This is a genomic window from Streptomyces sp. NPDC020884, from assembly GCF_044333935.1.
In the GTDB taxonomy this organism is placed as follows: domain Bacteria; phylum Actinomycetota; class Actinomycetes; order Streptomycetales; family Streptomycetaceae; genus Streptomyces.
Genome location: NZ_JBIRRY010000002.1, coordinates 280,527 through 303,177, shown reverse-complemented (window position 1 = coordinate 303,177; position 22,651 = coordinate 280,527). Strand labels below are relative to the sequence as shown.

The 22,651-nt window shown below is 72.0% G+C and carries 24 protein-coding genes and 1 riboswitch; of the genes, 17 read left to right on the top strand and 7 right to left on the bottom strand.

Features of this window, described 5'->3' with window-relative positions:
- Nucleotides 1-18 precede the first annotated feature (18 nt).
- The gene (gcvH, locus tag ACH4UK_RS08215; RefSeq protein ID WP_398355197.1) at nucleotides 19-396 is read right to left on the bottom strand and encodes a glycine cleavage system protein GcvH; all 378 of its coding nucleotides are present in this window, start codon (nucleotides 394-396) and stop codon (nucleotides 19-21) included.
- A gap of 121 nt (nucleotides 397-517) precedes the next feature.
- Complete coding sequence (gene gcvT / locus ACH4UK_RS08210; RefSeq protein WP_398355196.1) at nucleotides 518-1,642, bottom strand: glycine cleavage system aminomethyltransferase GcvT; 1,125 nt, start codon at nucleotides 1,640-1,642, stop codon at nucleotides 518-520.
- A gap of 174 nt (nucleotides 1,643-1,816) precedes the next feature.
- A riboswitch (glycine riboswitch) is annotated at nucleotides 1,817-1,914 on the bottom strand.
- 163 nt (nucleotides 1,915-2,077) lie between these two features.
- Between gcvT and ACH4UK_RS08205 the strand changes: the two genes are divergently transcribed.
- From ACH4UK_RS08205 to ACH4UK_RS08195, 3 genes are all read left to right on the top strand, one after another.
- A complete protein-coding gene (locus ACH4UK_RS08205; RefSeq protein ID WP_398355195.1) occupies nucleotides 2,078-2,764 on the top strand; it encodes an AAA family ATPase in 687 nt (228 codons plus the stop codon).
- Nucleotides 2,765-2,853: 89 nt separating this feature from the next.
- Complete coding sequence (locus ACH4UK_RS08200) at nucleotides 2,854-3,624, top strand: enhanced serine sensitivity protein SseB (RefSeq protein WP_398355194.1); 771 nt, start codon at nucleotides 2,854-2,856, stop codon at nucleotides 3,622-3,624.
- Between the two features lie 232 nt (nucleotides 3,625-3,856).
- The gene (locus tag ACH4UK_RS08195) at nucleotides 3,857-4,603 is read left to right on the top strand and encodes an enhanced serine sensitivity protein SseB C-terminal domain-containing protein (RefSeq protein WP_398355706.1); all 747 of its coding nucleotides are present in this window, start codon (nucleotides 3,857-3,859) and stop codon (nucleotides 4,601-4,603) included.
- A gap of 42 nt (nucleotides 4,604-4,645) precedes the next feature.
- Here ACH4UK_RS08195 and ACH4UK_RS08190 read toward each other — a convergent pair whose 3' ends face one another.
- Complete coding sequence (locus ACH4UK_RS08190) at nucleotides 4,646-5,047, bottom strand: hypothetical protein (protein WP_398355193.1); 402 nt, start codon at nucleotides 5,045-5,047, stop codon at nucleotides 4,646-4,648.
- 279 nt (nucleotides 5,048-5,326) lie between these two features.
- On the opposite strand from ACH4UK_RS08190, the gene ACH4UK_RS08185 reads away from it, so the two are divergent.
- The 8 genes from ACH4UK_RS08185 (at nucleotide 5,327) to ACH4UK_RS08150 (ending at nucleotide 13,926) form a co-directional block, all read left to right on the top strand.
- Entirely contained in the window at nucleotides 5,327-6,997 is a 1,671-nt protein-coding gene (locus tag ACH4UK_RS08185; protein WP_398355192.1) for an ABC transporter substrate-binding protein, read from the top strand.
- Between the two features lie 85 nt (nucleotides 6,998-7,082).
- On the top strand, nucleotides 7,083-8,087 hold the full coding sequence (locus ACH4UK_RS08180; protein WP_398355191.1) for an ABC transporter permease: 1,005 nt from the start codon (nucleotides 7,083-7,085) through the stop codon (nucleotides 8,085-8,087).
- 1 nt (nucleotide 8,088) lies between these two features.
- On the top strand, nucleotides 8,089-9,051 hold the full coding sequence (locus ACH4UK_RS08175; RefSeq protein WP_398355190.1) for an ABC transporter permease: 963 nt from the start codon (nucleotides 8,089-8,091) through the stop codon (nucleotides 9,049-9,051).
- Nucleotides 9,052-9,057: 6 nt separating this feature from the next.
- Nucleotides 9,058-10,050, top strand: coding sequence for an ABC transporter ATP-binding protein (locus ACH4UK_RS08170; RefSeq protein WP_398355189.1), 993 nt, complete (start codon nucleotides 9,058-9,060; stop codon nucleotides 10,048-10,050).
- Nucleotides 10,047-11,219: an ABC transporter ATP-binding protein gene (locus tag ACH4UK_RS08165; protein WP_398355188.1), complete on the top strand. Its 1,173-nt coding sequence runs from the start codon at nucleotides 10,047-10,049 to the stop codon at nucleotides 11,217-11,219. The genes ACH4UK_RS08170 and ACH4UK_RS08165 overlap by 4 nt, the downstream gene beginning before the upstream one ends.
- An 18-nt stretch (nucleotides 11,220-11,237) precedes the next feature.
- Complete coding sequence (locus ACH4UK_RS08160; RefSeq protein WP_398355187.1) at nucleotides 11,238-11,909, top strand: trimeric intracellular cation channel family protein; 672 nt, start codon at nucleotides 11,238-11,240, stop codon at nucleotides 11,907-11,909.
- A gap of 62 nt (nucleotides 11,910-11,971) precedes the next feature.
- Complete coding sequence (locus ACH4UK_RS08155) at nucleotides 11,972-12,841, top strand: thioesterase family protein (RefSeq protein WP_398355185.1); 870 nt, start codon at nucleotides 11,972-11,974, stop codon at nucleotides 12,839-12,841.
- A gap of 101 nt (nucleotides 12,842-12,942) precedes the next feature.
- Entirely contained in the window at nucleotides 12,943-13,926 is a 984-nt protein-coding gene (locus tag ACH4UK_RS08150) for a helix-turn-helix transcriptional regulator (RefSeq protein ID WP_398355184.1), read from the top strand.
- A 19-nt stretch (nucleotides 13,927-13,945) separates the two neighbouring features.
- Here the strand turns inward: ACH4UK_RS08150 and ACH4UK_RS08145 are convergent, their stop codons facing one another.
- Genes ACH4UK_RS08145 through ACH4UK_RS08135 form a run of 3 tightly spaced genes read right to left on the bottom strand, consistent with a single transcriptional unit; the run spans nucleotide 13,946 to nucleotide 16,379 of the window.
- Nucleotides 13,946-14,767, bottom strand: a complete 822-nt coding sequence (locus ACH4UK_RS08145; RefSeq protein WP_398355183.1) for a MerR family transcriptional regulator — start codon at nucleotides 14,765-14,767, stop codon at nucleotides 13,946-13,948.
- 44 nt (nucleotides 14,768-14,811) lie between these two features.
- Nucleotides 14,812-15,696, bottom strand: coding sequence for a DUF2268 domain-containing protein (locus tag ACH4UK_RS08140; RefSeq protein ID WP_398355182.1), 885 nt, complete (start codon nucleotides 15,694-15,696; stop codon nucleotides 14,812-14,814).
- A gap of 59 nt (nucleotides 15,697-15,755) precedes the next feature.
- Nucleotides 15,756-16,379 (bottom strand): TetR family transcriptional regulator, encoded by a 624-nt coding sequence (locus ACH4UK_RS08135; RefSeq protein ID WP_398355181.1) that lies wholly within the window; start codon nucleotides 16,377-16,379, stop codon nucleotides 15,756-15,758.
- 116 nt (nucleotides 16,380-16,495) lie between these two features.
- Between ACH4UK_RS08135 and ACH4UK_RS08130 the strand changes: the two genes are divergently transcribed.
- From ACH4UK_RS08130 to ACH4UK_RS08120, 3 genes are all read left to right on the top strand, one after another.
- Complete coding sequence (locus tag ACH4UK_RS08130; protein WP_398355180.1) at nucleotides 16,496-16,651, top strand: hypothetical protein; 156 nt, start codon at nucleotides 16,496-16,498, stop codon at nucleotides 16,649-16,651.
- 80 nt (nucleotides 16,652-16,731) lie between these two features.
- A complete protein-coding gene (locus tag ACH4UK_RS08125) occupies nucleotides 16,732-17,112 on the top strand; it encodes a hypothetical protein (protein WP_398355179.1) in 381 nt (126 codons plus the stop codon).
- A gap of 177 nt (nucleotides 17,113-17,289) precedes the next feature.
- Nucleotides 17,290-18,459, top strand: coding sequence for a cysteine desulfurase family protein (locus ACH4UK_RS08120; RefSeq protein ID WP_398355177.1), 1,170 nt, complete (start codon nucleotides 17,290-17,292; stop codon nucleotides 18,457-18,459).
- A 27-nt stretch (nucleotides 18,460-18,486) separates the two neighbouring features.
- Here ACH4UK_RS08120 and ACH4UK_RS08115 read toward each other — a convergent pair whose 3' ends face one another.
- The gene (locus ACH4UK_RS08115; protein WP_398355176.1) at nucleotides 18,487-19,230 is read right to left on the bottom strand and encodes an N-acetylmuramoyl-L-alanine amidase; all 744 of its coding nucleotides are present in this window, start codon (nucleotides 19,228-19,230) and stop codon (nucleotides 18,487-18,489) included.
- A gap of 61 nt (nucleotides 19,231-19,291) precedes the next feature.
- Here ACH4UK_RS08115 and mnmA point away from each other — a divergent pair, with 61 nt between their 5' ends.
- The 3 genes from mnmA (at nucleotide 19,292) to ACH4UK_RS08100 (ending at nucleotide 22,642) form a co-directional block, all read left to right on the top strand.
- A complete protein-coding gene (gene mnmA / locus ACH4UK_RS08110; RefSeq protein WP_398355175.1) occupies nucleotides 19,292-20,425 on the top strand; it encodes a tRNA 2-thiouridine(34) synthase MnmA in 1,134 nt (377 codons plus the stop codon).
- Between the two features lie 269 nt (nucleotides 20,426-20,694).
- A complete protein-coding gene (locus ACH4UK_RS08105) occupies nucleotides 20,695-20,808 on the top strand; it encodes a keywimysin-related RiPP (RefSeq protein ID WP_398355174.1) in 114 nt (37 codons plus the stop codon).
- 22 nt (nucleotides 20,809-20,830) lie between these two features.
- Entirely contained in the window at nucleotides 20,831-22,642 is a 1,812-nt protein-coding gene (locus ACH4UK_RS08100) for an asparagine synthase-related protein (RefSeq protein WP_398355173.1), read from the top strand.
- Nucleotides 22,643-22,651 lie beyond the last annotated feature (9 nt).

Here is a 22,651-nt window from a genome sequence, read left to right as displayed (position 1 = left end):
CAGGGGGTCCCTTAGGTCTCAGTTGCCGGAGAACGCGGTGTACTCGTCGGCGGAGAGCAGGTCGTCCGGCTCCCCCTCGACGCGCACCTTGAACAGCCAGCCGCCCTCGAAGGGAGCGGAGTTCACCAGCGAGGGGTCGTCCACGACGTCCTGGTTGGCCGCCGTCACCTCACCGGTCACCGGCGCGTACAGATCGCTGACCGACTTGGTCGACTCCAGTTCGCCGCAGGTCTCGCCCGCGGTCACGGTGTCGCCGACCTCCGGGAGCTGGGCGTAGACGACGTCACCGAGCGCGTTGGCCGCGTACTCCGTGATGCCGATGGTGGCCACGCCGTCCTCGAGGGCCGACAGCCACTCGTGCTCCTTGCTGTACCGCAGCTGCTGGGGGTTGCTCATGACCTGAATTCTCCTGTACGCGGGGGAGTGCTGATGAACGGTGGTCTTGCGGTGTGAGACGGAGGTACGTCACTTCTGTGACGCCTGCGTGGGGTGAGAAGGTCCGGGTTCTCCCGGGATATCACTTCTGGCGCTTGTAGAACGGCAGCGCGACGACGTCGTACGGCTCGTGCGTGCCCCGGATGTCCACGCCCACGCCCTCGGTGCCGGGGGCGGCGAAGGCCGCGTCCACGTAGGCCATGGCGATCGGCTTGCCCAGGGTCGGGGAGGGGGCGCCGGAGGTGACCTCGCCGATCACCTTGCCGTCGGCGACGACCGGGAAGCCCGCGCGCGGGACCCGGCGGCCCTCGGCGATCAGACCGACCAGCTTGCGCGGCGGTGCTGTCTCTGCGCGCTCGGCGGCGGCGGTCAGCGCCTCGCGGCCGACGAAGTCGCCTTCCTTCTCGAACTTCACGACCCGGCCCAGCCCCGCGTCGAACGGGGTCAGCGCGGTCGTCAGCTCGTGCCCGTACAGCGGCATGCCCGCCTCCAGGCGCAGCGTGTCCCGGCAGGAGAGGCCGCAGGGGATCAGCCCGTGCGCGGAGCCGGCCTCGGTCAGCGCCCGCCACAGCTGCTCGGCGTGCTCGGGCGCGACGAACAGTTCGAAGCCGTCCTCGCCGGTGTAGCCGGTACGGGCGATGAGCGCCGGGACCCCGGCCACCGTGCCCGGCAGGCCCGCGTAGTACTTCAGCCCGTCCAGGTCGGCGTCGGTGACGGCCTTCATGATGGCGGGCGACTCCGGGCCCTGGACGGCGAGCAGCGCGTACGCGTCCCGGTCGTCGCGCACCCGGGCGTCGAAGCCCTCGACACGGGCGGTCAGCGCGTCCAGCACGATCTGCGCGTTGCCCGCGTTGGCGACGACCATGTACTCGGTGGCCCCCGGCTCGCCCAGGCGGTAGACGATCAGGTCGTCCACGATCCCGCCGTCCTCCTGGACGATCATCGTGTAGCGGGCCCGGCCGTTGCCGATGGTGGCGATGTTGCCGACCAGCGCGTAGCCGAGGAAGGCGGCGGCCTCGGGCCCGGTGACGGTGATCTCGCCCATGTGCGACAGGTCGAAGAGGCCGGCCCGGGTACGTACGGCGTTGTGCTCCTCGCGCTCACTGGCGTACCGCAGGGGCATGTCCCAGCCCGCGAAGTCGGTCATGGTGGCGCCGAGCGAGCGGTGCAGCGCGTCGAGGGCGGTGAGACGGGGGGGCGTGCTCATGGATACGGCTCCAGGGCATGACGACGTCAGGACGAATCCTCCCCATCTGTCATCGGAACCTGAGAGGTTCGCCGATAGCCCCTGACGGGGTATGCCCCCGGAGGGCGCCCCTGTTCACAGGGCTCGGCTTGCACCTTGGGTGGAGCCGCGGGGCGGCTCGCTTTTCAGATCTGCCTCATCCACGCGGTACGGGGCCTGAGAGATTCAAGGGAGGATCTTGCTCCTTCGGCGCCCGGCTCACACTGTGGCCGGAACTCTCCCGCGTGGATTCGAACGGCCGGTATGCAGTTGGCGGGGTCATCATCGCACGCATTGCGGGAGAGTGGGGGGCCAGGTCCCCACGCCGGTGAGGACAGCGAGGCCGGTTGTGCCGCATTGCCTTTTCTTTACACTTCAGGGGCAGGCGTGGGTGACCCGACGGCAGGGGGATGGGCGATGACGTTGCAGCGGTCGGCACCGACCGCGGGGGTCGCGCACGGCGCGATGCCCGCACAGCCCGGCGCACCCGTGCGGGAGCTGCTGACCGAGCACGCGCCGGTGGTACGCGACCTGCGCGGGCGCACCGGATGCGGCCCGTACAGCCTCGATTTCACCGCCGGCGATGTCGTGGTGGTCTCCGGACTCCCCGGCAGCGGCAAGTCGACCCTCATCCAGCGGGCCGCGCGGGGCCGCGCCATCGACTCCCAGAACACCCGCGACAGCTGGGCTGCCGCGCTTCCCGGCTTACTTCCCTACGCCCTGTACCGCCCGCTCGTGCGCGTCGCGCACTACCTCGGCCTCTGGAACGCCCTGCGCTCCGGCGCATCCGTCGTCGTGCACGACTGCGGAACCCAGACCTGGGTACGCGGCTGGCTCGCCCGGCACGCCGTGAGCCGGGGCCGCACCCTGCATCTGATCCTGCTCGACGTGACGCCCGAGGTGGCCCGGCAGGGACAGCGCGAGCGCGGCCGCGGGGTCTCCGGATACGCCTTCGCCCGCCACCGGCACGCGGTGGCCCGGCTGCTCCGCGACACCGAACAGGGGCTGCTGCCCGTCGGCTGCACCTCCGCGGTGCTGCTGGACCGCGTGGCCGCGACGGCGCTCGGCCGGATCTCCTTCACGGAGGCCCGGGACAGGGCCTGAGCCTTCGCCGCCCGCGGAGGCTATGGTGCTGGCCGGAGCACGACGGCCGCCGCGCGCGGCCGAGGCGGTGGAGAGAGGGCACAGAGGCAGTGGATATTCCGGCACCCGCACCGGCGCACCCCCAGCAGGGATGGCCCGCCAACGAGCTCGAAGAGGTGCTGACGGCCTCGCTCGGCGTCCCGGAAGCGGGCGGCCGCCTCGTCGAGGTGCTCGGCCGCAGCTCCGTCTGGGTGCCGCTGCCCGGCGGCGGCACCCCCGCCAGCTCCGACCTCGACCTGCCGATGATGGAGATCGACGGCGCGGCCTTCGTCCCCGTCTTCAGCTCCGAGGGCCAGTTCCTCAGCTGCGTCGGCAGCCACATGTCGTTCGCCGTCGCGCCCGCCCGCGACTTCGCCCGGGGCCTGCCCCCGCAGGTCGGCATCGCCGTGAACCCGGGCGGCGCGGTGGGCATACCGCTTCCGCCGCCCGCCGTCGCCGAGCTCTGCCGGGCCGGCCGCACCGTCCTGGACGGGCCCGCCACCGGCGGCCGGGTCCGCCTGTTCGAGCCGGACTGGCAGCACGATCCCGTCGACTTCCTCACCGCCGTGTCCGAGGAGTTCGAGGCCATCGGCGTGGTGAGCACCGCCCGCCGGGCGCTGGCCAGCATCGAGGGCGGTGACCCGGTCCTCTTCGTCGGCGTCGAGTTCGCCACCTGGGACGGCGCGGGGCAGAGCGCCCCCATGGACGCCATCGGCCGGGCGCTCGGCCGGGTCCAGGCGCCCTGGCCGGTCAACCTGGTCCTGCTGGATGTGGCCGAGGACCTCGTCGGCGACTGGATGCGGGAGAGAGTGCGGCCGTTCTACCGCCGCGAGGGCCACTGATCCACCGGTACGAGACCGACTGATCCACCGGTACGGGGTCCACGGACCGCACCGGGACCGGGCGCCGCCGGACCGTGGCGTCAAGTCGGTGTCAGAAGTGACGCATAAGCTGGTTTGATGGCGTGGTCGCTCCCCTGTGCCCGGGAGCGATGGCGCGAACGCGACGGATCGACGAGGGGCGGAACCCAGGGTGAGTGCGTCAGGCACTGCGGCGGCCGGGAAGGTCGAGCACATGCTGCGCCAGGTGGCCCCCGGGCGTTACGACACCTACGAGGCGCTGCTCGACGCGGTCGCCGAGGGCCGGATCTGGATGCTGCTCTGGCACGGCACGGCCCGCTCACCGGACGCCCAGTACGGGAACATGGAGATCGACGGCCTGGGCTACGCCCCCTGCGTCACCTCCGCCCAGGAGCTCTCCGCCAGCGGCTGGAACAGGGCCCACGAGCTGGTCACCGGACGTGACATCGCCCGCGCGCTGTTCCCCGACCGCTGGGGGATCTGGCTCAACCCGCACGCCCCCGGCGGCGGCGTCGGCATCCCCTGGCTCGACCTGCGCCGCATCGCCACCGGCCTGGACCGGCTGCCCGCCGGACCGCTCCGGCTCTCCGACCCCGCCATCGAACTCCCGCAGTTCTACGCCCTGCTCACCCAGAACGCCCACCGCACCCCCGCGATCCGCTCCCTGCGCCGCGCCTGGGTGCACCCGGCGGTCGGCGTCCCGTATCTCGCGATCGGCCTGGACCTCTACGACACCGGCCGCGCCTCCGTCGAATCGGTGCGCGAGATGATGCGGCAGTCGGTCGGGGCGGTCCCCGAGGGGCTGCCGGTCTCCACCGTCGCCATGTCCGACGAGTACGACCCGGTCGGCATGTGGCTGCGCGCGAACGCCCGCCCGTTCTACGACCGCGAGGCACACGCCCCCGCAGGCCCGCCGCCCGTCGCCGCCCCGGGATACGGCTACCCGCCCCAGCCCCGCTGAACGGCGACGGGCGAGCCGTCCGGACGCTCGGCCCGCACCCGCTCAGGAGTCCTTGGCGGCGTTCAGGCGGGTGATCTCCGCGGCGTACGCGGCAGTGCGCAGCGCCGACGTGCCGGAGGCGTACAGCGCGGTCCCGACCGTGGCCGGCGGGAGGGAGAGCAGGAAGGCGGCGAGCATCGGCCCCCAGTCGCGTGCGGCGTCACAGCGCTCGCCCTCGGTCTCCCGGTACGACGCGTGGGAGGGGGCGTCCCCGTGGAAGGCGCGGGATGCGCACGCGACGGTCCCGGAGTTCCCGCCGTGGTCGATGCTGAAGGAGAAGACGAGCAGGTAGGCCAGCCAGAGCCAGATGAGGACGGCCACGGCCACCAGGCCCCGGCCCCAGCCCTGTTCGCGCACTCCCCTCCTGCGGAACTCTCTGTCGTACACCTGTGCCTGTGAGCTCATGGGGGAAAGCATGAGGGGAAGCTAGCGCAGGCCGGCCGGCCCCTACGACCGGGGCGGCGCGGTCGGGCGCGGCCCCCGCCTCCGGTCACCCTCCGTCGAACACCCCTCGATGTCCGGCTTGTTAACTTCCCCCGTGAGGATGTCCCGGAACTGGACGGTTTGTTAACTGTCCGGGTCTCGACTAGGTCTCACCGCTATCCGGACTGTTCTCTTGCGGTAGCCACCGTCTGTAGTGTGCGGCCATCAAACCTCACCACATGGCGAACCAGGGGTGGACCCATGCGAATATTCAAGTCCCGGGCTGTCCGGGCGATCACGACAGCGGTTGCTGTCGGTCTGATCGCCACGGGCTGTTCCAGCGAGCGGGACGAGGGCGGTTCCAAGGGGGGAGACAAGAACACCTTCGTCTTCGCCGGATCCGGTGACCCCGGTTCCCTCGACCCGGCCCTTGCGACCGACGGCGAGACGTTCCGCGTCACCCGCCAGGCCTTCGAGGCCCTGCTGGAGCACGAGCCCGGCGGCAGCAAGCTGGTCGGCGGTCTCGCCGAGAAGTGGTCGAGCGACCCGGCCGGCAAGGTCTGGACGTTCAACCTGCGGCAGGGCGTCAAGTTCCACGACGGCGAGGCGCTGAACGCCGCCGCGGTCTGTGCGAACTACGACCACTGGTTCAACTGGAAGGGCACGTACCAGTCCAGCGCGGTCTCCTATTACTGGCAGACCATCATGGGCGGGTTCGCGAAGAACGAGGACGCCGAGGCGCCCAAGCCCAATTACAAGTCCTGCACCGCCAAGGACGAGAACACGGCCGTCATCGAGGTGAACGAGACCTCGGCGAACCTGCCGGGCGGCTTCTCCCTCCAGGCGCTCGCGATCCACTCGCCGAAGGCGCTGAAGGAGTACGAGAAGCAGGACGCGACCGCCAAGGGCGACGCGATCACGTACCCCAAGTACAGCCAGGAGGCCGGCACGGTCGCCGGCACCGGCCCGTACAAGATCACGAAGTGGAACAAGGGAAACAAGGAAGTCTCCCTCGAGCGCTTCGACGACTACTGGGGCACCAAGGCCAAGGTGAAGAACCTGGTCTTCCGCACCATCTCCACCGAGGAGACCCGCCGCCAGGCGCTCCAGGCGGGTGACATCGACGGCTACGACCTGGTCTCCCCGGCCGATGTGACGACGCTGGAGAAGGAGGGCTTCGAGGTCCCGACCCGCGACGTCTTCAACATCTTCTACGTCGGCATGACCCAGTCGGCCAACCCGGCGCTGAAGAAGCCCGAGGTCCGTCAGGCGATCACGCACGCCATCGACCGCGAGAACCTCGTCAAGACCCAGCTGCCCGAGGGCGGCAAGGCCGCGACCCAGTTCATGCCCGACACGGTCGCCGGCTTCTCGGACAAGGTGAAGACGTACCCGTTCGACACCGCCAAGGCGAAGGACCTCCTCAAGCAGGCCGGCGAGGAGAAGCTCTCCGTCGAGTTCTGCTACCCGACCGAGGTCACCCGCCCGTACATGCCTGCCCCGCAGGACCTCTTCGAGCTGATGAAGGCCGACCTGGAGAAGGCCGGCATCACCGTCAAGCCGAAGGCCATGAAGTGGGCCCCGGACTACCTGGACGCCACCGAGGCGGGCTCCTGCGCCCTGCACCTGCTCGGCTGGACCGGTGACTTCAACGACGGCTACAACTTCATCGGCACCTGGTTCGCCGGGCCCGACAAGCAGTGGGGCTTCAAGGACAAGAAGGTCTTCGACGCCGTGCAGGCGGCCTCCAAGATCGCCGACCCGGCCGGTCGCACCGAGGCCTACAAGAAGGCCAACGAGGCCATCATGGAGTACGTCCCGGGCGTGCCGATCTCCTCGTCGCCCCCGGCCATCGCGTTCGCCAAGAACGTCAACCCGCCGAAGGTCTCTCCGCTGACGCAGGAGAACTTCGCCGAGGTCTCCTTCAAGTAATCGCACACCAGCGGGTCCGCCCGGCCACAGCAACCAGGTGGCCGGGCGGACCCGCATCGACGCACGTGAGAAAGGGGCATGCGGGGTGCTGCGACTCGTCGTAAGAAGACTTCTCCAGCTCATTCCCACCCTGCTCGGCCTGTCGGTCCTGCTGTTCCTCTGGCTGAACCGACTGCCCGGCGGACCCGCCTCAGCGATCCTGGGCGAGCGGGCCACCGAAGCCGAAGTAGCGAGAATCAACCGGGCACTCGGGCTCGACGAGCCCGTGACCGTCCAGTACTGGCGGTTCCTCAAGCGCATCTTCGAGCTCGACCTCGGAACCTCCACCCAGACCGGCCAGCCAGTGTGGGACGAATTCACCCTCCGCTTCCCGGCCACCGTGGAGCTCAGCGTCGCCGCGATCCTGATCGCCGTGGTCGTGGGCATCCCGATGGGCTACCTGGCGGCGAAGCACCGCGGCGGCTGGCTGGACGTCGCCTCCGTCTCCGGATCGCTGCTCGGCATCTGCATCCCGGTCTTCTTCCTGGCCATGCTGCTGCGCGGGATCTTCTCCGTGGAGCTGGGCTGGTTCCCGAGCCAGGGCCGGCTCACCACCGGGCTCAACGCCACCGAGGTCACCGGATTCTCCGTACTGGACGGGGTGTTGACGGGGGAGCTCGACGCGAGCTGGGACGCGATCATGCACTTGGTCCTGCCCTCCGTCGCGCTGGCCTCGATCCCGCTCGCCGTCATCGTCCGGATGACCCGCGCCAGCGTCCTGGAGGTGCTCGGCGAGGACTACATCCGCACCGCCGAGTCCAAGGGACTGGACAAGCGCGTCGTGCGCGGCCGTCACGTGCTGCGCAACGCGCTGCTGCCCGTGATCACCGCGGTCGGCCTGCTGACCGGCAGCCTGCTCTCCGGCGCGGTGCTCACCGAGTCCGTCTTCGACTTCGGCGGCATCGGCTCCTTCATCCGTACCGCGATCGACGGCCGCGACTACCCGGTCCTCGTCGGATTCATTCTCTTCATCGCGATGGTGTACGTGCTCATCAACCTCTTGGTCGACCTCGCGTACAGCATCATCGACCCGAGAGTGCGGGTGCACTGACGTGACGATCCTGACCAACAAAGCAGACAAGATCGACCGTCTCGCGGAACTGACCCAGAGCTCCGAGACCGTCGCCGGCACCAGCCTGTGGCGCGAGGCGTTCCGCCGTATGCGGTCCAGCAAGATGGCCGTCATCGGCGCGGCGATCATCGCCGTGTTCATCCTCGTCGCGATCGTCGGCCCCTGGGTCGCACCGCACGGGCCCACCGCGCAGACCTGGCGCGGCGAGGTCTTCCCGAACCAGGGCAGGTTCGTCGGCATGCGCGGCGAGAACTGGTTCGGCCTGGACCACCTGGGCCGCGACATGTTCTCCCGCTGGCTCGTCGGGGCCCGGCAGACCTTGCTCGTGGGTGTCGTCTCCATGCTCATCGGCCTGATCGTCGGTGCGCTGGTCGGTGTGCTCTCCGGAGCCGCCGCCACCCTCGGCGGCAAGGTCGGCCAGCGCGTCGACACCGTGGTCATGCGCTTCACCGACATCATGCTGTCGCTGCCGTCGCTGCTGCTCGCCGTCTCCATCGCCGCGGTCCTCGGCCAGTCGCTGACCACCGTGATGATCGCCGTGGGTGTCGTCCAGATCCCCATCTTCGCCCGCCTGCTGCGCGGTTCGATGCTGGTCCAGGGCGGTGCGGACTATGTGCTCGCCGCCAAGGCGGTCGGCATCCGGCGCAAGCGGATCGTGCTCACGCAGATCCTGCCGAACTCGCTGAGTCCGGTGATCGTCCAGGCCACGCTGAGCCTGGCCACCGCGATCATCGAGGCCGCGGCCCTGTCCTACCTGGGCCTCGGCAACCCCGACCCGGCCGTTCCCGAGTGGGGCGTGATGCTCTCCCAGGCACAGCGCTTCTTCGACAACGAGCCGATGATGGCCGCCTATCCGGCCGTCGGGATCATCATCACCGCCCTCGGCTTCACCCTGCTCGGCGAGTCCATGCGCGAGGCCCTCGACCCGAAGTTGCGAGGCTGAAGTCCTATGTCACTGCTCTCCGTTGAGGAACTCAGCGTCACTTTCACCGCCCGCGGCCGCAAGGACGCCACGGCCGTGGACGGCGTCTCCTTCGAGGTCGACCAGGGCCAGGTCGTGGGTCTGGTCGGCGAGTCGGGCTGCGGCAAGTCCGTCACCTCGCTCGCCCTGATGGGCCTGCTGCCCCGCAAGGGCGTACGGGTCGGCGGCCGTGCCGAGTTCGACGGCCAGAACCTGCTGGGCATGAGCGAGCGCACCCTCCGCGACCTGCGCGGCAGCCAGCTGGCGATGATCTTCCAGGACCCGCTCTCCTCGCTGAACCCGGTCGTCCCCATCGGGATCCAGGTCACCGAGATCCTCCAGCGCCACCGCGGGCTGAAGGGCGAGAAGGCGCGCAAGGAAGCCGCCTCGCTGCTCGACCGGGTCGGCATCCCGGACCCGACGCGCCGGCTCAAGGAGTACCCGCACCAGCTCTCCGGCGGTATGCGCCAGCGTGCGCTGATCGCCATGGCGGTCGCCTGCGCGCCCCGGCTGCTGATCGCCGACGAGCCGACGACCGCGCTGGACGTGACCATCCAGGCGCAGATCCTGGAGCTCCTGAAGGAGCTGGTCGACCAGGAGGGCACCGCCCTGCTGATGATCACGCACGACCTCGGCGTCGTCGCCGGCCTCTGCGACGAGGTCAACGTCCTCTACGCCGGCCGGGCGGTGGAATCGGCGGGCCGCCGCGAGCTGTTCGCCCACCCCACCCACCCGTACGCGCACGGGCTGCTCGGCTCCATTCCGCGCCTCGACGCGCCGCGTGGCGAGCCGCTGCACCCGATCCGCGGGTCCATCAACGACAAGATCGCCTGGGCCGACGGCTGCGCGTTCGCGCCCCGGTGCGACCACTACACGATGGAGTGCCTCACCGGCACCCCCGAACTGACCGAACCACGCACGGCCGGACACCAGGTGCGCTGCGTCAACCCGGTCCTGCCCAAGGCGGAGGTCCCGGCATGAGCCTGCTCGAACTGGACGGCATCAAAGTCCACTTCCCGGTCAAGAAGGGCCTCTTCTTCGACCGTACGGTGGGCCACGTCTACGCGGTCGACGGCGTCTCGCTGAGCGTCGAGGCCGGCCAGACCTACGGCCTGGTGGGCGAGTCGGGCTGCGGCAAGACGACGCTCGGCCGCGCGGTCCTGCGGCTGAACGACATCACCGAGGGCGGGGTCGTCTTCGACGGCACCGACCTGGCGAAGCTGCCGTCCGAGGAGATGCGGGCTTTCCGCCGCCGTCTCCAGATGGTCTTCCAGGACCCGCTGGGCAGCCTCAACCCCCGGCAGAACATCGAGTCCATCCTCGCCGAGGGCATGGCCGCCCACGGCATCGGCAAGGACGCGGCGGAGCGCCGGGACAAGATCAAGGACATCCTCGCCAAGGTCGGCCTGCCGTCCAACGCGATGTCCCGCTACCCGCACGAGTTCTCCGGCGGCCAGCGCCAGCGCATCGGCATCGCCCGCGCGCTGGTCCTGGAGCCGGACGTGATCATCTGCGACGAGCCCGTCTCGGCGCTGGACGTCTCGGTCCAGGCGCAGGTGATCAACCTGCTGGAGGAGCTCCAGGAGTCGCTGGGCCTGACCTACCTGGTCATCGCGCACGACCTCGCGGTCGTCCGGCACATCTCGGACGTCATCGGGGTGATGTACCTCGGCGGGCTCGTCGAGGAGGCCCCGAGCGACGCGCTGTACGCGGGGCCCCGGCACCCGTACACCAAGGCGCTGATGTCGGCGGTCCCGGTGCCCGACCCCGAGGTCGAGGACCGCCGGGAGCGGATCCTGCTCCACGGCGACCTGCCGTCCCCGGCGAACCCGCCGGCCGGCTGCCGCTTCCACACCCGCTGCCCCTGGGTGCAGGAGACCAAGTGCGCCACGGAGCGCCCGCCGCTGCTGGACACCGGCGACGGGCACAAGGTGGCCTGCCACTTCACCGCGGAGATCGAGGCCGGGACGGTGAAGCAGACCCTGGTCACGGGCATCGAGGCGGTCACCGGCACGGAGACGGTGGCGGCCGAGGCGGTGGAGACCGCGGAGGGCGAGACCTCCGAGCCCGCCACGGAGAAGTCCGCGAAGGTGCCGGGACAGGGCGACGCGCCCGTCGCCGTACCGGCCAAGGACGGAGCCCCGGAGTAGGACCGGCACAATTGCCCGGTGCTCACCGAACTGTTCACGCCCTCCGTCCAGCATGCGCTCGACCTCGTCGGGATCTTCGTCTTCGCGATCTCGGGCGCCCTGCTCGCCGTCCGCAAGAACTTCGATGTCTTCGGCATCGCGGTCCTCGCGGAGGTGACAGCGCTGGGCGGAGGGCTGTTCCGCGACGTGATGATCGGCGCGATCCCGCCCGCCGCCTTCACCGACCTCGGCTACTTCATCACCCCGCTGTTCGCCGCCGTCCTGGTCTTCTTCCTCCACCCGCACGTGGAGCGCATCCAGGTCGGCGTCAACGTGTTCGACGCGGCGGGGCTCGGCCTGTTCTGTGTGACCGGCACGGTCAAGGCGTACGAGTACGGCCTCGGACTCACCGCGTCGGCGGCGCTGGGCCTGGCCACCGCGGTCGGCGGCGGTGTGCTGCGCGACGTGCTGGCCAACGAGGTGCCCTCGCTGCTGCGCTGGGACCGCGACCTGTACGCGGTGCCCGCGATCGTCGGCGCGAGCACGGTGGCCCTGTGTATCCGCTTCGACACCCTCAACGCCCTGACCAGCGGCCTGGCGGTGGTCGCCGCGTTCGCCCTGCGCCTGCTGGCGCTGCGCTTCCACTGGCGGGCGCCGCGCGCGTACAACCGCTCCTCCGCACGGGCCGAGGAGGGTTCGGCCGCGACCTGACGCGGTGATCCCGCTCTCAAAAAGCTACCGCTCAGTAGGCTTATCGATGTAGCGTGCATGCCATGGCACAGGCAGCGACAGAGGCGGCGCAGACCGCACGGGCAACCATCGGTGACAGCGAGTTCGACCGGGACACCGCGGTCACTCTGCGCGAGGAGGGCGTCTACGACGCCGAGCTCTCCGCGGGCTGGACCATCATCCACGCCGTCAACGGCGGCTACTTGCTGGCCCTGCTCGGCCGTGCGCTGGGCGAGGCCCTGCCGCACTCCGACCCGTTCTCCGTCTCGGCGCACTACCTCACCGCCTCCGTGCCCGGACCCGCCGTCGTGCGCACCCAGGTCGTGCGCAGCGGCCGCAGCCTCTCCACGGGCCAGGCCTCCCTCTTCCAGTACGCGGAGGACGGCAGCGAGATCGAGCGCATCCGGGTCCTGGCCACCTACGGCGACCTGGACACCCTCCCCGACGACGTCCGCACGACCGCCCTGCCGCCCGCCCTGCCCGACCGGGACCACTGCCTCGGACCGAGCGACGGTGCGCCGAAGATCCCCGGAAGCTCCGCCATCACCGACCGCCTCGACATCAAGCTCGACCCGGCGACGGTCGGCTGGGCCGTCGGAGCCCCGTCCGGCAAGGGGGAGATGCGCGGCTGGTTCGGGCTGGCCGACGGCCGCGACCCGGACCCGCTGTCGCTCCTGCTCACCGTCGACGCGCTGCCGCCGACCTCGTTCGAGCTGGGCCTGAGCGGCTGGACCCCCACCGTCGAGCTCACCACCCACATCCGCTGCCGCCCCGCCCCGGGCCCGCTGCGCGTCTCCATCACCACCCGCAACCTCGCGGGCGGCTTCCTGGAGGAGGACGCGGAGGTCTGGGACAGCGCCGACCGCCTCGTCGCCCAGTCCCGCCAACTGGCCAAGGCCCCGCGCGGCGCGTAGCCGTACAGGATCGGACCCCGCGCGGCGCGTAGCCGTACGGGATCGGACCCCGCGCCGCCCGGGGGCGCGGGCACCCGGGCGGCGCCGGCCATCATGGACCGGTGAAATCCGACCGGCTGCTCTCCGTCCTCCTCCTGCTCCAGACCCGGGGCACGGTCCCCGCCACCGAACTGGCCGAGCGCCTCGACGTCTCCGTGCGCACCGTCTACCGGGACGTCGAGGCGCTCTCCGCCGCCGGAGTCCCGGTCTACGCCGAACGTGGCCGGTACGGCGGCATCGCCCTGCTCCCCGGCTTCCGCACCGACGTCACCGGCCTCACCGCCGACGAGGCGCGCGCCCTGTTCGTGTTCACCGCCGACGACGCGCACGCCGCCCTCGGCCTGGACGCCGCGCTCGCCTCCGCCCTGCGCAAGGTCATGGCCGCCCTGCCCGCCCCGCACCGCCCGGCCGCCGAGGAGACCAGCCGCCGCGTCCTCGTCGACCCGGTCCGCTGGATGAGCGGACCGCGGGCCGCCGTCGACGTCGCCGAACTCCACGAGGCCGTCCTCGCCGACGTCCGGCTGCGCCTGCGCTACCGCCACAGCGGCGCGGACACCCCGAGCGACTACACCGTCGACCCCTACGGCCTCGTCGTGAAGGCCGGCGTCTGGTACCTGGTCGCGGACCTCGACGGCGACCCCCGCCTCTTCCGCGCCGACCGCGTCCACACGGCCGATGCGACCGGGGACCCGGTGCGGCGGCGCGCCGGGGCGGAGCTCGCGGCGGTGTGGCAGACGCTGCGCGCCGAGGTGGAGGAGCGCCCCTCCGCCGTACGCCTGCGGGTCCGGGTGCACCGCCCCCGCCTGGAGCTGTTCCGGCGGCTGAACGCGGGCGCGCTGACCGGGGAGCCCCGGCCGGACGCGCCCCGGCCGGGGGAGGCCCCGGGGGAGTGGCTGCTGGCGGAGCTGGCCGTGTCCGAGATCGGCTGGGCGAGGTCCCTCCTCGCGTTCGGCGCCGCCGTGGAGGTCCTCGACCCGCCCGAGGCCCGCACGCTGCTGGCCGAGGCGGCCGCCCAGGTCGTCGCGGTGTACGCGGCCGAGGGCTGAAGGGCCCCGCCGCCGTCGCTCACTCGCGGACCGCGGACTCCGGATCGACGCCGTGGGCCCCGGCGTTCGCGGCGATCACCGCGCACAGCCACCTGTTGAGCCCCGGCGAGATCGCGTCGTAGTACGCGGCGTACCCGGGGTCGGTGACGTACGTCCGGCCGATGCAGACCTGTAGGGCGTAGGTGCAGTCGAAGTACGTCGAGATCTGCGCGCGGTGCCGCTCCGCGAGGGCGTCCGCGACGTCCGAGCCGGGAGCGACGCCCGTGCGGTGCGCGGCGGCGAGATCGGCGTCGAGGGCCTCGGTGGCCGCCGCCACGTCCTTCCAGTCCTCGGCGCTCATCCCGGCGGCCCGCTCCGCGTACTGCGCCCACTGGTCCGTGCCGCCCCAGCGCTCCTCGGCCTCCCGGGTCCAGGAGGGCTGCCAGTCGGCCCCGAAGATCTCCACCTGCTCCTCGGGTGTCAGCCGGATCCCGGGCTTCGACTCCAGCAGCATGCGGTCCACCGCCCCCACCATCCGCTCCAGCCGGGAGATCCGGTCCACGAGCTGCCCCCGCTGCCGGTGCAGGTGCTCGCGCGCGTCGACCTCCGGGTCGTCCAGGAGCCGCCCGATGGCGGTGAGCGGAATGCCGATCTCCCGGTAGACGAGGACCCGGTGGAGCCGGGCGACGTCGTCGTCCCCGTACACCCGGTATCCGGCCCGGGTACGCCCGCCGGGCCGGACGAGGCCGATCGCGTCCCAGTGGTGCAGTGTCTTCACGCTCACCCCGAGGAGCGCGGCCGTCCGCCCCACGGTCAGCCCGTCGGTGGGCGGTTCCTGCGCGGGTGGCTGCTGGCTCCTCATCGCTCCAGTCTCCCGCAGCCCGGGGCCCGGGTCCCGGCGCCGGGTCAAGCGGCGGTCGGCACGCCCGCGTGGCCGAGGACCTCGCGCGCGGGCAGGGCGACGCTCGCGGCGGCGGTCAGTCCGGAGACCGTGAGGTGGGCGTCCACAAAGCGCAGTCCGGCCGCGTACCCGGCGAAGTCGGGCAGCCCGACGGCCCGCTGTCCCAGGTGGTGCATGGTGCTGTCGCCGTACAGGTACCCGGCGATGTTCGGCATCCCGGCGACGTCGATCCCGGCCGCCACCTTCGCGCAGACCTCGTCCAGCTCCGTGCCGGACAGCGACCTCGTCCACGGCCCCATCGCCGGCTCGCCCGCCAGCTCCCGTACGAAGGCCTCGGCCAGCCCCTCGGCCACGACCTGCTCGCCGACCGTGACCGCCACCGGGTCCCAGACCACGTTGGCGTAGCGGACGTTGTGGTGCAGCTCGTGCGCGGCGGCGTGCCCGATCTTCGCCAGGCCGGTGGCGGTGGGCCACATCGTCAGCAGGATCGCCCCGGGGATGCCGCCCAGGCCGAAGTAGCCCTGGTTGAGGGCCAGCAGCGGGTCGTCCGGGTCGCCGAGGACCAGGACCACGTGCACGGTGTCGGCGGTCCGCGCGTCGGGCGCCGCCGCGGCCAGCCGGTCCTGCGCGGCGGCGAGGGACTCCTCGACGCGCTGCCACACCCGCGCCTCCCGCATCTGCTCCAGGGCCGCCCGATGGCGTGGCTCGTCCCGGTCGAGCCGGAATCCGCTGCCGGCCCGGTGCGTCTCGACCAGGTCCCCGACGCCCACCCGCGACATCACCTCCTGCAACGGGGCGAATATCTCCCGCAGGGCGTCGGGCCGTTGAGCCTGCGGGCGGTGCAGGAGGTCGAGCAGGGCGGAGGCGGTGTCATGGACGACGATCTTCATACCCGGGGACCGTAGAGCCTCCTGTTACGGCAGGGTCAAGCGCGGGCGGTGTCCTTCGCTCACCCCTCGTCCAGCCAGTGCGCGCGGCCCAGGGTGACCAGCCGCAGTCGCCGCCGGGCCACCCGGACGACCTCGCGCTCACCCGCGGGACCGGCCTCCAGCAGGGCCGATGCGCTGATCACCATGTGGTCCACATAGAGGCCGCCCAGCATCAGCAGGTCCTCCGCGCTCCACCCGGCCGACCCCGGCTCCTCGCCCAGCGCGAGCGCCACCTCCTGCGCGAACCGCAGCAACTGGGCGGCGATGGCCCCGCGCACCGGGCCCACCCCGCCGTGCTGCTCACGGGCGATGAAGCGGAAGTGGGCGGGCTGCGCGCCGACATGGCGCGCCAGCACCTCCACGCTGCGGTCCAGCCGCTCCTCGCTGTCGCCCGTCTCCGCGAGCACCGCGCCGATCAGTCCGTGCAGGCTGCCCAGGGTCTCCTCGACCAGGGCGACGCCGAGCGCCGCGGTGTCCTCGAAGTGCCGGTAGAAGGCCGTCGGGGTGACGCCGGCGGCCCGGGTGACCTCCCGCAGTCCCAGGCTGCTCAGGCTCTGGTGCTCCAGCAGGACGAGCGCCGCGTCCAGGAGGGCCTTGCGGGTTCTGAGCTTCTGGGTCTGGCGGATGCCGGCGGTGTGACTCATGCCATTCAGTAAACAACCGTTCTCCGAGACCAGGAAGGGGTGCGAGGATTAGACTCCTAAGTCAGTGCACACTCGTACTCCGAATGGTTCTCGTCGTCGCACAGAGAGGGTCCGTCGTGCTTGTTCTCGTCGCCGCGCTGCTTCTGCTGGGGATCGTCCTCGGGACGGTCACCCATATCCCGCTGCCGCTGACCCTGGCCGGCACGGCCGTGATCGGCTGCTGGCTGCTGATCTTCGCCGTCCGCGAGCGCACCGCGCGCCGCACCCGCTGACCCCGCCCGACGCACCCGCCCGACGCACCCGCACCCGCCGAGCCTGCCGTGTCCCGGACCGATCCGAAGGAGCTCGCACGATGACCCTCACCGACTTCGCCCGCAGCGTGACCGACACCGACACCGACACCGACACCCGCGCCGCAGGCCCTTCCGATGCCGGATCCGCTCCCGGGGCCCCCGCCCCGGACGCGGGTAAGGGTGCCGCCGCCTCCCGGGCCGTGGGCCGTGAAGCGGACGGTCTGGCCGTCGCCTCGTTCGTCCTCGGCCTGGTCGGGCTGCTCGTCTTCAACATCCTGCTCGGCCCCACCGCGATCGTGATGGCGCTGCTGGCCCTGGCCCGCCGCACCCGCCGCCGCGGACGCGCCTACCTGGGCCTGGCCCTGGGCGTCGCCGACCTCGCCGTGATCGCCGTTCTGGTCACCGTCAACGGCACGGTCGCCTGGACCTTCGGCGGCTGACGCAGCCGGCCGACACGGCCCCGCGAGCCGCTCTCCCCGTACCGGATCGGGCTCCGGGCCGGGGGACCCGACCGCTCCGGAAGCCGGTCCGCTCCACCTCGCGCGGACGTGCGCGGGGACCGGGCCGTGACGCGCCCGGCATGCGCCCCACCCCGGGCTCGTAGAATCGGCTCCACCATGGCTTACCTCGACCACGCCGCGACCACCCCGATGCTTCCCGAAGCGATCGGGGCGATGACCGCCCAGCTCTCCGTCACCGGCAACGCGTCCTCGCTGCACGCCGCCGGCCGCCGGGCCCGCCGTACCGTCGAGGAGTCCAGAGAAGCCCTCGCCGACGCCCTCGGCGCCCGTCCCAGTGAGGTCGTCCTCACCTCCGGCGGCACCGAGGCGGACAACCTCGCCGTCAAGGGCCTCTACTGGTCCCGCCGCGGCGCGGACCCCCGCCGCACCCGGGTCCTCGCCGGTCCCGTCGAGCACCACGCGGTCCTGGACGCCGTCGACTGGCTCGCCGAGCACGAGGGCGCGACCGTCGACTATCTTCCGGTCGACCGCTACGGCCGGGTGCACCCCGAAGACCTGCGCGAGGCGATCCTCCGCAATCCCGACGACGTCGCGATGATCACCGTGATGTGGGCCAACAACGAGATCGGCACCATCATGCCGGTACGTGAACTGGCTTCGGTGGCAGCCGAGTTCTCCATCCCCATGCACGCCGACGCGGTCCAGGCCTTCGGTCAGCTGGAGGTCGACTTCGCCCGCTCCGGACTGGCCGCGATGACAGTCAGCGGGCACAAGATCGGCGGCCCGTTCGGGATCGGCGCGCTGCTGCTGGGCCGCGACCACACCCCCGTACCCGTGCTGCACGGCGGCGGCCAGGAGCGGCACGTGCGCTCCGGCACCCTGGACGTGCCCGCCGTCGCCTCCTTCGCGGTCGCCGGGCGGCTGGCGGCCGAGCGGCGCGAGCAGTTCGCCCGGCGCGTGGGCTCCCTGCGCGACGACCTCGTGGCCGCCGTGCGCCGGGCCGTGCCGGACGCCGTGCTCGGCGGCGACCCGGATCCGGCCGGACGCCTCCCGGCCAACGCCCACTTCAGCTTCCCGGGCTGCGAGGGCGACTCCCTCCTGTTGCTGCTGGACGCCCAGGGCATCGAGTGCTCCACCGGCTCCGCCTGCACCGCCGGGATCGCCCAGCCCAGCCACGTCCTGCTCGCCACCGGCACCGACCCGGACCTGGCCCGGGGCACCCTGCGCTTCTCGCTCGGCCACACCTCGACCGAGGAGGACGTGAAGGCGCTCGCCGAGGCGATCGGCCCGGCGGTGGAGCGGGCGAGGACGGCCGGGCTCAGCTGACGGCCACCACCCGCCGCCTGTCAGCCGTCACCCGGAGGCCTTCGCCGAAGACCTGGGCGAAGGGGTGGGCGGAGCCGTCGCGGCCCTGCGCACCAGCTCCAGATAGCGGTCCCAGTCCCAGTGCGGCCCCGGATCGGTGTGGTCGGTGCCCGGCACCTCCACATGCCCGATGATGTGCTCCCGGTCGACGGGTATGCCGTGCCGGGCGCAGATCGACGCCGTGAGCCGCGCCGAGGACGCGTACATCGCCTTGGTGAGGTCCTTCGGCCGGTCCACGAACCCCTCGTGCTCGATGCCGACGGCGCGCTCGTTGTAGGCGCGGTTGCCCGCCTGGTACGCCACGTCCAGCTCGCGGATCATCTGCACCACCCGCCCGTCCTGCCCCACGATGTAATGCGTCGCGGCCTGGTGGGCGGGGTCCTGGAACACCTTCACCGCGCTGGCGAAGCTGCCCTGGGTGACATGGATGATCACCCGGTCGATCCGGAAGTCGTCCGGGCGGTCGGCCCGCCGCCAGTTCCCCTCCGACGCGGCCACCCAGGTCGCCCCCGCGTAGTCCAGCTCGCCCGGCTTCCGCGGCTTCTCGACGCCCGGCACCTGCCACCACCATCGCTTCACCCGGTCGCGCGCGAGCACGGCGACCGTGCCGGCGGTCACCACCGCACCGCCGCCGATCAGCAGCGCGCGCCGGCCGACGCCCTCGGCGGGCTTCTTCCGCGACGGCCTGCCTGCGGGCTTGTCCGACGCCCGGGTGCTCCCGTTGTTCCCCATGGAACCGACAACGCATATCCGCGAGCGTTCGGTTCCCGGCGACCCGTACCCTGGAGGAGCTATGACTCAGACTTCCCAGCGCCCCCTGCGTGTCCTCGCCGCGATGTCGGGCGGCGTGGACTCCGCCGTCGCCGCCGCCCGTGCCGCCGAGGCGGGCCACGACGTGACCGGTGTCCACCTCGCCCTGTCCGCGAACCCCCAGTCCTTCCGGACCGGGGCGCGCGGCTGTTGCACCATCGAGGACTCCCGGGACGCCCGCCGCGCGGCCGACGTCATCGGTATCCCGTTCTACGTCTGGGATCTCGCGGAACGCTTCCGCGAGGACGTCGTCGAGGACTTCGTCGCGGAGTACGAGGCCGGGCGCACGCCCAACCCCTGCCTGCGCTGCAACGAGAAGATCAAGTTCGCCGCGCTGCTCGACAAGGCCCTCGCCCTCGGCTTCGACGCCGTGTGCACCGGCCACTACGCCACGGTGGTGGTCACCGAGGACGGCAGCCGTGAGCTGCACCGCGCCTCCGACATGGCCAAGGACCAGAGCTATGTGCTCGGCGTCCTGGACGCCAGGCAGCTCGCCCACGCCATGTTCCCGCTCGGCGACACCCTCACCACCAAGGACGAGATCCGCGCCGAGGCCGAGCGCCGGGGCCTGGCCGTCGCCAAGAAGCCCGACAGCCACGACATCTGCTTCATCGCCGACGGCGACACCCAGGGCTTCCTCGCGAACCGCCTCGGCGGCCCGGCCGAGGGCGACATCCTCGATGAGACCGGCGCGAAGCTGGGCACCCACGAGGGCGCGTTCGGCTTCACCATCGGCCAGCGCAAGGGCCTGAAGATCGGCCACCCGGCCTCCGACGGCAAGCCGCGCTACGTGCTCGACATCTCCCCGGTGAACAACACCGTCACCGTCGGCCCGGTCGAGGCCCTCGACGTGATGTCGCTGACCGCGATCAAGCCCCGCTGGTGCGGTACGCCCCCGTCCGGCCCCGGTACGTACACCGCCCAGCTCCGCGCCCACGGCGGCGAGACCGAGGTCACGGCCGAACTGGTCGACGGCTCGGAGCTGAAGGTCGGCTTCACCGAGCCGGTCCGGGGCGTGGCCCCCGGCCAGGCGGTCGTCCTGTACGACGGCACGCGCGTGGTCGGCTCGGCCACCATCGCGACGACGGCCCGCCGCGAGCGGGTGGCGGCGGGCTGACCCCGAGGCGGCGCCTATCGCCGCCCGGCGTGTGCCGAGGGCGGCACCCCTTTCCCGGGGGTGCCGCCCTCGGGCGTTTCCCGGACCGGGCACGGCGGCGCGCGCCAGGGTCAACTCCTCGGCCGGTCATGCGCGTTGCGACCCTTGCTGCCATGCGCGTTCCCACCTCTGGCACCAAGCGGTCACCGTCCTTGCCCGGCCACCCCCCGGGGCCGTGAACATGGTGCCCGGCGGTCGCCAGGCCGCCCTGTCAGAGAGAGGACTGAACCATGGTGAAGAAGGCTTACGAGACGCCGGAGTTCGTTTCCGCCGGTTTCTTCCACGACGTCACCGGCTTCTTGGCCGTCGTGGGCAACGACGGCACCGGCCGCGGCTGGTTCTGACGGATAGCCGAGGCAACCCCTGATGACGAGCCGCGGCGCACCGCACTTCTTGGCGCTTCCTGACCGCGAGGACGCGGGCGCCGTGGCCCGTCGCCTCCAGCCCGACGCCCTCGGCCTGCGGGTGCTGTACCACCCCTCGGGCCGCCCCTGGATCATCGGCCGATGGGCGGACGAGGACATCGCCGTCGCCCGGACCGGCACGGACGCCGTCGCGCTGATCGGCATGCTGCCGAAACGGACGGACGAGCTCGCCCGCCGGACCGGGAAGCTGCAAGGCCGCACCGAACGGCTCGAGGCCCTGTCCGGGGCGTTCCCCGGCAGCTTCCATGTGGTCGGCAGCGTCAGCGGCGCCCTCTACGTACAGGGCACGGCCTACGGCATGCGGCGCGTGCACCACACCGTCGTCGACGGCTGCCCCGTCGCCGGCGACCGTGCCGTGGCGCTGGCCGACCTCGCCGGCGCCGAGATCGACCTCACCGCCCTGGCGATGCGGCTGCCCGAACCCCTGGCCGCCCAGCTCCCGCCACGCTCCATGTGGCGCGGCGTCACCGATGTGGCGCCCGGCGCCTGCCTGATCGTCCCCGCCGGGCGCGCCGCCCCCCGGCACGTCCGCCGGCACACCCCGCCCGCCCCGGTGCGCCCGGCGGCCGACGGCGCGGCGGCCGTACGCGAGGCGCTGGCCGCCGCCGTCGCCGTACGAACCGAGCGGGACGGCCTGCTGAGCGCGGACCTGTCCGGCGGCCTGGACTCCACGACGCTCTGCTCCTTCGCCGCCGGACAGCTCGGCGCGGGCGAACTGATCGTCGGCGGCATCCCCGGCGACGAGACGATCAGCGACGACGCCCACTACGCCCGTCTCGCCGCCGCGCACTGGCCGCACGTCGAGCACGTGGAGCTGACGCCGGAGCAGACACCGCTGTTCTACCGGGGCATCCTCGACGAGGGCTGCCGCACCGACATCCCCGCGGGCGTCGCCATGAGCCGGGACCGGGCCACCGCGGTGCTCTCCCTGATGGCGCGGCGCGGCTCCCGGCTGCACATGACCGGACACGGCGGCGACCACCTCTTCTTCCAGACCGGCGCCTACTGCCACGACCTGATCGCCCGCCGCCCGCTGCTCGCCTGGCAGCGGATCCGCGGCTACCGCACGCTCTACGGATGGCGCTGGCGCCCCGTGCTGCGCCAGCTCGCCGACCGGCGCTCCTACCGCCGGGCGGTGGCCGGGATGGACCTGAACACCCCCGGCGACCTCGGCTTCTGCACCCCGCAGCTCGGCTGGGTCGCCCCGCCGGTGGTCCAGCCCTGGCTCACCCCCGAGTGCCGCGAACTGGTCGCCGCCGGACTGCGCGAGGCCGCTGGGACGGCCGAACCGTACGCACCGACCCTGGGCCGTCACCGGGAGCTGTCCGCCCTCTACACCGGCACCCAGGAGTGCGCGGCGATCGCCGAGGCCGGGCGCCGGGCCGGTGTCCCCGTCACGATGCCGTACTTCGACGACGCGGTCGTCGACGCCGCCCTGTCGGTGCGCCCCGAGGACCGGACCGACCCCTGGCAGTTCAAGCCCGTCCTCAAGGAGGCGGTACGCGGCGTCCTCCCCGAGGAGTGCCGGGTCCGGGTCACCAAGTTCGAAGGGACCGTCGACGCGGTCGCCGGCCTCTACCGGCACCGCGACGAGATCCGGTCGCTCTGGGAGGACAGCGCCCTGGCCAAGGCCGGACTCATCGACGCCGAATCCCTCTCCCGGCTGACCGGGACGCCCGGCACGCCCGCCTTCAAGGACGGCGCCGTGGACTCCACCATCATCTGCGAAGCATGGCTGCGCGCAGTCGCCTGACGTGCCCGG

What these genes read in the sequence shown, in the direction of transcription:
- gcvH (WP_398355197.1), bottom strand. Translation starts at nt 396, where the DNA reads ATGAGCAACCCCCAGCAGCTGCGGTACAGCAAGGAGCACGAGTGGCTG.
- gcvT (WP_398355196.1), bottom strand. Translation starts at nt 1,642, where the DNA reads ATGAGCACGCCCCCCCGTCTCACCGCCCTCGACGCGCTGCACCGCTCG.
- ACH4UK_RS08205 (WP_398355195.1), top strand. Translation starts at nt 2,078, where the DNA reads ATGACGTTGCAGCGGTCGGCACCGACCGCGGGGGTCGCGCACGGCGCG.
- ACH4UK_RS08195 (WP_398355706.1), top strand. Translation starts at nt 3,857, where the DNA reads ATGCTGCGCCAGGTGGCCCCCGGGCGTTACGACACCTACGAGGCGCTG.
- ACH4UK_RS08190 (WP_398355193.1), bottom strand. Translation starts at nt 5,047, where the DNA reads ATGAGCTCACAGGCACAGGTGTACGACAGAGAGTTCCGCAGGAGGGGA.
- ACH4UK_RS08185 (WP_398355192.1), top strand. Translation starts at nt 5,327, where the DNA reads ATGCGAATATTCAAGTCCCGGGCTGTCCGGGCGATCACGACAGCGGTT.
- ACH4UK_RS08170 (WP_398355189.1), top strand. Translation starts at nt 9,058, where the DNA reads ATGTCACTGCTCTCCGTTGAGGAACTCAGCGTCACTTTCACCGCCCGC.
- ACH4UK_RS08165 (WP_398355188.1), top strand. Translation starts at nt 10,047, where the DNA reads ATGAGCCTGCTCGAACTGGACGGCATCAAAGTCCACTTCCCGGTCAAG.
- ACH4UK_RS08155 (WP_398355185.1), top strand. Translation starts at nt 11,972, where the DNA reads ATGGCACAGGCAGCGACAGAGGCGGCGCAGACCGCACGGGCAACCATC.
- ACH4UK_RS08145 (WP_398355183.1), bottom strand. Translation starts at nt 14,767, where the DNA reads ATGAGGAGCCAGCAGCCACCCGCGCAGGAACCGCCCACCGACGGGCTG.
- ACH4UK_RS08140 (WP_398355182.1), bottom strand. Translation starts at nt 15,696, where the DNA reads ATGAAGATCGTCGTCCATGACACCGCCTCCGCCCTGCTCGACCTCCTG.
- ACH4UK_RS08135 (WP_398355181.1), bottom strand. Translation starts at nt 16,379, where the DNA reads ATGAGTCACACCGCCGGCATCCGCCAGACCCAGAAGCTCAGAACCCGC.
- ACH4UK_RS08125 (WP_398355179.1), top strand. Translation starts at nt 16,732, where the DNA reads ATGACCCTCACCGACTTCGCCCGCAGCGTGACCGACACCGACACCGAC.
- ACH4UK_RS08120 (WP_398355177.1), top strand. Translation starts at nt 17,290, where the DNA reads ATGGCTTACCTCGACCACGCCGCGACCACCCCGATGCTTCCCGAAGCG.
- ACH4UK_RS08115 (WP_398355176.1), bottom strand. Translation starts at nt 19,230, where the DNA reads ATGGGGAACAACGGGAGCACCCGGGCGTCGGACAAGCCCGCAGGCAGG.
- mnmA (WP_398355175.1), top strand. Translation starts at nt 19,292, where the DNA reads ATGACTCAGACTTCCCAGCGCCCCCTGCGTGTCCTCGCCGCGATGTCG.
- ACH4UK_RS08105 (WP_398355174.1), top strand. Translation starts at nt 20,695, where the DNA reads ATGGTGAAGAAGGCTTACGAGACGCCGGAGTTCGTTTCCGCCGGTTTC.
- ACH4UK_RS08100 (WP_398355173.1), top strand. Translation starts at nt 20,831, where the DNA reads ATGACGAGCCGCGGCGCACCGCACTTCTTGGCGCTTCCTGACCGCGAG.